Below are 7,368 nucleotides of genomic sequence, written 5' to 3'. Positions count from 1 at the left end.
GTCAGCCCCGGCGGCCGGGACGCCCGGGGTGCGCGCCAGTTCGATCTCTTCCAGGATCTGCTGCTGCACGCGGAACGACGAGCGGGTGTTTTCTTCGATGTCGATCATCAGCACGAACATGCCGGCGAGCGCCAGCATGCCCACGGCCACCACGATGGAGGCCATGAGCACGATGCCGCCCTGAATGCCGCTGAGCCCGTCGTTGCCCAGGGTGCTGAAGAACATGAGCCCGCCCAGCAGAACCAGCAGCACCGCCAGAAAGCGGATGGCGTTCAGCAGAATGCGAAGGCTGCTGTACCGCGTTTCTACGCCGGCCAGCCGGCGGGGAGCGCGGCGCTCCTTCATCAGGTTGCCGCACTTGGGGCAGCGGTCGGTGGTGGGGTCGTCCACCACGGTACCACACCGCGTGCACTGGACCGGGGTGCTGAACAGGTGCAGGGACATCGTGCGCTTCCGGGATCATGGACGCGCCGCCGGAGCCCGGCGGCGCGAAGGGTTTCCTGCCGTGTCGAGAAACCCGTCCAGGGAGCAACGCGCGTGCCACCCCCGGGCCGCGCGCGAGCGTTCAGGCCAGCGCGGGTTCGCGGGTGCCCATGGCGTGCACCGCGGCGGCCAGGCGGCGCATGCGCACCAGGCGAAGCGAGCGGGCCGTGTGGCGGATCACGGAGCGAAAGCGGCGGCAGGTACGGCACTCCAAGTCGTATCCGGAGGCGTCGAGCACCAGGTAGCGGGTCATGCGGGTGACGGGGCGGGCCTGCAGAAGCTCGCGGCAGAGCGGGCAGCAGGGCCGGCGTCCTTCGCGAAGCTGCGTGTCGATGGCCTTGGCCGAACGGCTGTCGAAGCCGCGCCAGGCAGAGGCGCGGCGGCCCGGGGTGCGAACGTCCTGTTGCATGGAGATCGTGCGGTGGTGCGAACGGTCGGGGCCGGTCACCAGGCCCGGATGGACGAAAACATCTGAGGGCAGGAACAATGCCATTCCGTCCGCTTTCCGGCCGCCGTTCCGCCCCCGTGCTCCCATCCTGTTTTCCGCAGGGCACTTACGATTTCCTGAAGATCGCGGAACAACGGAGAGGGAAGGCACCGGCCGCTCACGTGAACCACCGATCGCACAGAATCCAAGGAGATGCAAGACCGGAATGGAGCTTGTGGGCACGAGAAAAGGCGTCCGTCCACACGGGCGCCCCTATTCCCTATTCCCTATTCCCTATTCCCTATTCCCTATTCCCTATTCCCCGCCGTTCCCTCGATGTCCGCCCACCGCACCAGCTCCCGCAGCGGCGCCCGGCCGTCGTGGTGCCACCAGGGCGGCGGCCACGCCATCTGCCCCAGCGCGGTAAAGCGGCTCGCGCCCAGGGGGGCCAGCGCCTCCGCGACGGTGCGCGTTTCCTCCGCGGTCCCGGCGACGCCCACGGTCTGCAGCACGGCGCCGAACGGCTCCACCAGCGCCGCGATCTCCGCCAGCGAGCCGACGGGCTTTACGCGGACCAGGCGGTTGAGGCACGAGGCGGCGAAGTCCGGGCGGGGATCGTGGACCACCGTCCACGCGGTGCCCTCCGCCGACGCGTGCAGGCGCGTGCCGCCGCCGCCCGCTTCGGCGAATTCGGCCTCCGCGCGCACCTGGCGGATGGCGGACGACTCGCCGGGCGCCAGCGCGCCGCGCGGGAGCTCGCGCTCCACCGCCGCCATTTCCTCGGCCAGCAGCGCCGCCCACGCCCGCGGCGACACGTTCCCGCCCTCCTGCACGTAGAACAGGTGCGGCGACACACACCCCTGCTGGTCGAACGTGGATGCGTCGTGCGCGGCGCCCCGGGCGGCTTCGCGCGCGGCCTCGCCCCGCAGCGCGCCCTGCGCGACGATGCCGAACGAGACCTTGGGGCCGTAGCCCAGAAAGCGCGCGGTGGCCGGGGTGCGGGCCCGGATGGCGCTCACCGCCTCCGCGCCGCCGTAGACGACCACCGCGTCGGCGCCGTCCAGCGCGGCGCGCTCCATCGCCTCGTCCCCGCCGGGCCAGTACGTCACGGCCAGGCAGGCGCCCAGCTCCGCGTCCGCCTCGGCGATGCCGCGCGCAAAGAGCGCGGCCAGCAGCGGCTCGCCCACCGCCGCCTTGCCCAGCGTGGCCGCCTTTACCAGCAGCGAACGGATGAGCGAGGTGACCGCCACGCCGGGGACGTTGCCGCTGAACACGTGCACCGCCAGCCGCGGCCCGAACGCCGCGTGAAAGCCGCCCGTCCGCGCCGCGGGCTGAAAGCCGTCCAGCACCCGCGGATCGCCGAACTCGGCCCGCAGCAGCTCCCGCAGGCGGGGCGCGCGCCAGTCCGCCGCCATGCGGTCCAGCACCAGGCGGATCATGGCGGGCGAGTACGCGGTCACGGCGGGAAGCGCGCGCTCCGCCGCCTGCCGCAGCGGGTCCGCGGGGTCCAGCAGCCGCGCGGCCACGGCGTCCACCACGGCGATGATCTCCGCGACGGGGCGGCGCGCCAGCACCCGGTCGCGCGCGGCCACCAGCGCCTCCACCTGCCGCTTGAGGTCCGCCGGGGCCAGGCGCGGAATGCGCACCTCGAACGCCTCCTCGCCCTTGCCGTACGACCACGTGGTCGCGCGCGGGTGGTCCAGCGCGGGAAGGTGAAAGGCGTCGATCACCGCCGGGCGGTGGGCGCTCACCGGCATGGTGCGCCGCTCCGGTGCATGGGCATCAGAGGAAGTCCCAGAAGGTGGGGTTGGCCTCCACGATTACCTCCCACCGGCCGCCCGCGCCGAAGCCGCGCGCCACGTCCACGCGCAGGATGTCGTACAGCAGCCCCACGCCCACGCCTACGGAAGCCATCCCCCCGCGCCGGTCCAGCGGCGACAGCCCCGCCTCGTTCACGGTGCGGAACACGTCGCCGGTCCACCCCGCCGCGCCGAACACCCGGCCGCGGACAAAGGGGTGCGCCAGATCCCACGCGTACGCCGCGCGCCCGAAGCCGTAGCTGTCGCCCCCGTACGAGCGGAAGTCATAGCCCGGCACCGTGCCCCGCCCGCCCACGCGCCACTGCGCCTGCGGCGGCACGTCGCCCAGCGCGGCGCCGGTGGAGCCGTCCAGCGTCCACTCGCCGCTCCCTCCCGTGCGGAAGCTGAGCGCGCCATCCACCCGCGGCCGCACGAACTCGTACCCGCCGTCCTCATCCGCGGGGCGCAGCGATCCGCCATCCACCGAGAGGCCGAGCGTAAGGCCGCGCTCCACCAGCGCGGGTGCCTCGCGGCGGATGGAGAGCGTGCCTCCCACCAGCGTGCCCCGCACGATGTCGGGCACGGGGCGGAACGCATCCGATCCGCCCAGGAGGGAAAAGTCCGAGGCCAGGCGCGCCTGGTCGTGCCGCTCCAGCCGGAGCGCCGCGGAGCCGGTCCACGCGCCCAAGGGCCGCTCGCCGCGCACTTCGGCGCCGCTGGCGTAGAACGGATCGCTGTAGTCGCTCCCCGCGATCAGTGCGGACAGCGAGTTCATCGCCCCCGAAATCACCGGCCCGTACCCCACGTCCCGCGGCTGGCGGAAGTACAGGCCCAGCCCGGCGCGGTCGCCCGGAGCGCCCCGCCACGCATCCACCTCCGCAAAGGGGCGCAGCGTCGCGGTCGCGATCCCCGCGCGCAGGGCGAGGGAGGTGCGCTCCGCGGGAGTGACGCGGTAGCCCAGGGAGAGGGCGAGCCCCTCCGCGCGGTTGTACCGCAGCGTGCGGGTGGCGCCGGCCAGGTCCACGCGGTTCCCCGGCAGCCCGCTCAACAGACGGCGGCCCAGCAGTTCGGCGGCCTCGGCGCGCACGTCGCCCAGCTCGGTGGCCGGGCTGAGCCCCGCCTCGCGCAGATCCGCGTCGATCCCCTGCTCGAAGTTGAAGGAGCGCCGCTGCGCCTCGGGCACCGCCACCACGGGGCGGCCGCGGAACAGCTCCGGCCCCAGCCCCTGGTTGAAGCGGTAGTTGGAGATGCGCATGGTGCCGCGGATCATTCCCCCCGCGGGCAGGCCCAGTTCCGGGAGCTGGCGGCGGATTTCCACCTGCTGCTGGATGGGGAGCCAGAAACGGCCCTTGTACAGGCCGTTTTCCATGCGGATGTTGATGAAGTCCAGCTCGCGGTCCACGTACGACGACGGGGTGAACGTAAAGTCCATCCGCACGATGTCGCCCGCGCGGCGGTCCACGTACACCGAGCCGACCAGGGCGGGCTGCGACGGATTGCGCGGGCGCACCTCCAGCTTGTACACGCGCACCGGCTCCGCCACGCCGGGCAGGCGAATGCTGCTGCTGTCCGCCAGCCGGTAGTCGTACAGCGTGGGCCCGGCGCCCGACGCGGGGTGCAGCACGTCGCGCACCTCGTCGCCGTCGCCCAGCCGGATCAGGTCGCCGAAGTTGTCCTGCACCACGGACAGGTGGTCCTGGTGGTACTGGATGTTGGTGGGCAGGTCGCGCCGGTCGCGCAGCCCGATGATGCGCTGCTTGGTGAGGTTGGGGGCACGCCAAAGCACGTCGAGCGCCACCTGGTCGGTCTTGACCAGGGTGCGCTCGCCGGTGTCGCGGCGGTCCAGGTAAAAGTAGATGTAGCCGCGCGCGTCGGCCTGGTAGTCCACCATGCCGGTATCCGCCTGCGTCTGCTGCCGGCGGTCGCGGGCGCGCTGCACCAGTTCCAGGGTGCGCTGCGAGTTCCACCCCTCGGGCTCCTGCGCGCGCGCGGGGGCCGCTCCCAGCACGGCCGCCAGCGCGGCCAGCGCCGCCGCCATCCCTCTGCTTCGCACCGAGTACCGCTCCCGCGGAAAAAGATCAAAAAACAGTGCTGAGTGCGGAGTGCGGAGTGATCAGTGCTCAGTACCCAGTGCTCAGTGCTCAGTCCTTAGTGCTCAGTCACCGGGCACTGGGCACCGGGCACTTGAACCTGGGCACTTCATTCCGCACTTCCACTCCGCCCTCCGGTCAGCCGCAGGCGCCGGTGGAGAGCGAAACCAGCAGCGATCCGTTGATGGTGCTCTGCAGCCCTTCTTCGCTCACGCCCGCAGCGCGCGCGTAGTCGGCGCGCGACACGGGATACGCGAAGTTGTCGCCTGCCGACGCGGTGAGGCGCTTGCCGCCCGCGTCGCTGAAGCGCAGGGTCAGGCCGCGCGGCAGCAGCAGCTCCGCGGGGATCCCGCCGCTGGGCAGGTCCAGCACGATCGCCTCCTGCCCGTAGGTCACGTTCCCGCGCAGCTGCTGCAGAAAGTTGTCGCTCTGCCGGGTGTAGACCAGGTCGTAGGTGCCGTTGCCGGCCACGGCCAGCGTGGGCTCCGGGCGCCCGGCCGCCGGCGTGGTGTCCACCACCGTGCGCAGCAGCTGCGCGGCGGGAAGAATGGCGTTGGACGGGGTGAACGCCAGGTCGCAGACCTGGTACACGCCCGCCACGTCCGCCGGGTTCAGCCGGTTGGACTGGGTGCCGCCGCCGTCGCAGGCGGAAAGGAGCGCCGCGGCCAGCAGGGCGCCGGCGGAAAGTGCAAGCTTCATGATTCGGGATTGCAATCGGGTTCAATCAGGGCGACGTGCCGGGCGGGGGTGTACCCTCCGGAGACCCGTCCGGGTCCGTGCCGCCCTGCGCGCCGTCCTCGGCGTCGCGCTCCAGCATGGCCGCCTGCGGATCCAGGTAGGCGTTCAGCGAAGCCAGAATGGCGCGGTCCACCATGCCGTCGATCTGCTCCATGGCGGCGTACGCGCCTTCCACCCGCGCGCCCACGGCGGTGAGGTGCGCCCAGATGGCGCGGCGGAACATCAGCAGCTCCAGCACCGTTTCGGCGATGTTGTAGCCGCTGAGCCGCCGCATGAAGCCGTGCACGGTGGCGAACTGCTCCGCGTCGTCGCGCGAGCGGTTGATCTCCAGCCGGTCCAGGATAGCGTCAAACAGCTGCGGCACGTGGTCCAGCAGCAGCGGCTCGGCCAGGGCCTGCCCCGTGGTCATGGCCTGGTTGGCGCGCACGCGCTCCATCCAGTCGCGCAGCACGGTTTCGCGCCCGCCGCGCAGCTGTTCCACGGCGCGGCTCAGGTCGCGCGCCTCGCGCTCGGTATAGAACTGGGTTTCCGTCTCGTTCACCGCGCCTCCCGGGGTTGCTGGTGCGGGGGAAGCATAGCACCGCGCGCCTGCCCCCGGAAGCGTCAGCCGGCGCCCGCCAGCACCAGAAACACGTCGTACAGCGCGTGCGTCCACGCGGCGATGCCGAAGCCGCGCCACACGTACAGCGCGCTGAACGCCAGCCCGGCGATGAGGCGAAAGGTGAAGCTGCCCAGTTCCAGCGGGTACGCGTACGGGCCGATGTAGTGAAAGGCGGAAAACAGGAAGGCCGAGGCGATCACGGCCACCGGCGCCGCCGTCGACCTCCGCATCCCCAGCGCGGGGAGCAGGGCCAGCAGCCCGCCCGTGAGCAGCACGCGAAAGAGCAGTTCCTCGTAGATGCCGGCGCCCAGGGAAAGGACGACCCCCTGCCCCACGGGAAGGGTGCCCAGCGCGCCGTCCGCCGCCATCCGCACGAATCCGCCCAGCAGCGCCTGCGTGGCGGTGCTCACCACGACGCCGAAGGCGAGCGCGTACACCGCGCTTTCCGCCAGCATGCCGGCGAACAGCCGGGGGCGCACCTGCACCCGCTTCCGGCGCTGCTCCCGCGCAATGAGCACGGCGCCGAGCAGCGCGAGCGCCGTGGTAAAAGCCAGGGTGCCGCTTACGCCGCCCGCGGCCAGCAGGGTGCGCAGGAGCACGTCGGCGCCGTTGCGCATGCCGCCGCGGTCCGTGGCCGTGAGCGCCGCCCCCACCTCGTACAGCACCAGCAGGGGAAGGGCGAACAGCAGCGTGTAGGTGTGGGTCCGGGTGGTTTGCAGGTACGCGCGCATGGTCCTTGTCCGGCGGTTCCGGCGCGGGGTTCGCGGCGGGTGGCCTGTCGATTGCGAAATTCGGCTCGAGATTCGGCGCCGCACCTCATCGGACGGGTGGAGCGCGCGATAAGTTTCCCCGGGAGCGGGTTGATGCGTCTTACGAGGTACGGGACGGGTGTGGCGGCGGCGCTGGCGTGCGCGGGGTGCAGTGTGCTGGGCATCGGCGGGGGCGCGCCCGTGGAGACGCCCGCGCAGGTCGCCCAGCGGGCCAGCCTGGACACCGCCATCGTGCGGGAGGTGGAGGCGCGCCTGGCCGCCGAGCCCTCCATCGGGAGCGGGAAGGTACGCCCGGTGGTGATGGGGGGCGAGGTGCAGCTGCACGGCGCCGTGCAGGGGTTCGGGGCGCTGCAGTGCGCGCAGGCCAACGCCGGGCTGGTGCCCGGGGTGACGCTGGTGGTGGATTTCCTCGTTCTGCAGCCCGGCCCCGCCCGCGTCACCTGCCTGGCCCCGCGCGTCT

At 72.2% G+C, this 7,368-nt stretch carries 8 protein-coding genes; 1 reads left to right on the top strand and 7 read right to left on the bottom strand.

Annotated features, from left to right (window positions below; translation table 11 throughout):
- The 7 genes from VF665_RS13030 to VF665_RS13000 all read right to left on the bottom strand — a co-directional run.
- On the bottom strand, positions 1–444 hold a 444-nt coding region (locus VF665_RS13030; protein ID WP_331053864.1), incomplete at its 3' end, for a hypothetical protein.
- Between the two features lie 121 nt (positions 445–565).
- The gene (locus VF665_RS13025) at positions 566–892 is read right to left on the bottom strand and encodes a hypothetical protein (protein ID WP_331053863.1); all 327 of its coding nucleotides are present in this window, start codon (positions 890–892) and stop codon (positions 566–568) included.
- Positions 893–1,218: 326 nt separating this feature from the next.
- The gene (locus VF665_RS13020; protein ID WP_331053862.1) at positions 1,219–2,667 is read right to left on the bottom strand and encodes an acyl-CoA reductase; all 1,449 of its coding nucleotides are present in this window, start codon (positions 2,665–2,667) and stop codon (positions 1,219–1,221) included.
- A 25-nt stretch (positions 2,668–2,692) separates the two neighbouring features.
- The gene (locus tag VF665_RS13015) at positions 2,693–4,762 is read right to left on the bottom strand and encodes a hypothetical protein (protein WP_331053861.1); all 2,070 of its coding nucleotides are present in this window, start codon (positions 4,760–4,762) and stop codon (positions 2,693–2,695) included.
- 175 nt (positions 4,763–4,937) lie between these two features.
- Positions 4,938–5,498: a hypothetical protein gene (locus tag VF665_RS13010; RefSeq protein WP_331053860.1), complete on the bottom strand. Its 561-nt coding sequence runs from the start codon at positions 5,496–5,498 to the stop codon at positions 4,938–4,940.
- 25 nt (positions 5,499–5,523) lie between these two features.
- On the bottom strand, positions 5,524–6,078 hold the full coding sequence (locus tag VF665_RS13005; RefSeq protein WP_331053859.1) for an RsbRD N-terminal domain-containing protein: 555 nt from the start codon (positions 6,076–6,078) through the stop codon (positions 5,524–5,526).
- A 62-nt stretch (positions 6,079–6,140) separates the two neighbouring features.
- Positions 6,141–6,869, bottom strand: coding sequence for a CPBP family intramembrane glutamic endopeptidase (locus VF665_RS13000; protein WP_331053858.1), 729 nt, complete (start codon positions 6,867–6,869; stop codon positions 6,141–6,143).
- A gap of 132 nt (positions 6,870–7,001) precedes the next feature.
- On the opposite strand from VF665_RS13000, the gene VF665_RS12995 reads away from it, so the two are divergent.
- Positions 7,002–7,368, top strand: a 367-nt coding sequence (locus VF665_RS12995; RefSeq protein WP_331053857.1) for a BON domain-containing protein, incomplete at its 3' end; no start/stop codon positions are given.

The organism is Longimicrobium sp., assembly GCF_036387355.1.
GTDB lineage: Bacteria > Gemmatimonadota > Gemmatimonadetes > Longimicrobiales > Longimicrobiaceae > Longimicrobium.
This window is presented reverse-complemented; position numbering and strand designations above follow the sequence as displayed.

Bases quoted from the DNA above. Each gene is read 5' to 3' on its own strand.
- VF665_RS13025 (WP_331053863.1), bottom strand. From the start codon at position 892: ATGCAACAGGACGTTCGCACCCCGGGCCGCCGCGCCTCTGCCTGGCGC.
- VF665_RS13020 (WP_331053862.1), bottom strand. From the start codon at position 2,667: ATGCCGGTGAGCGCCCACCGCCCGGCGGTGATCGACGCCTTTCACCTT.
- VF665_RS13010 (WP_331053860.1), bottom strand. From the start codon at position 5,498: ATGAAGCTTGCACTTTCCGCCGGCGCCCTGCTGGCCGCGGCGCTCCTT.
- VF665_RS13000 (WP_331053858.1), bottom strand. From the start codon at position 6,869: ATGCGCGCGTACCTGCAAACCACCCGGACCCACACCTACACGCTGCTG.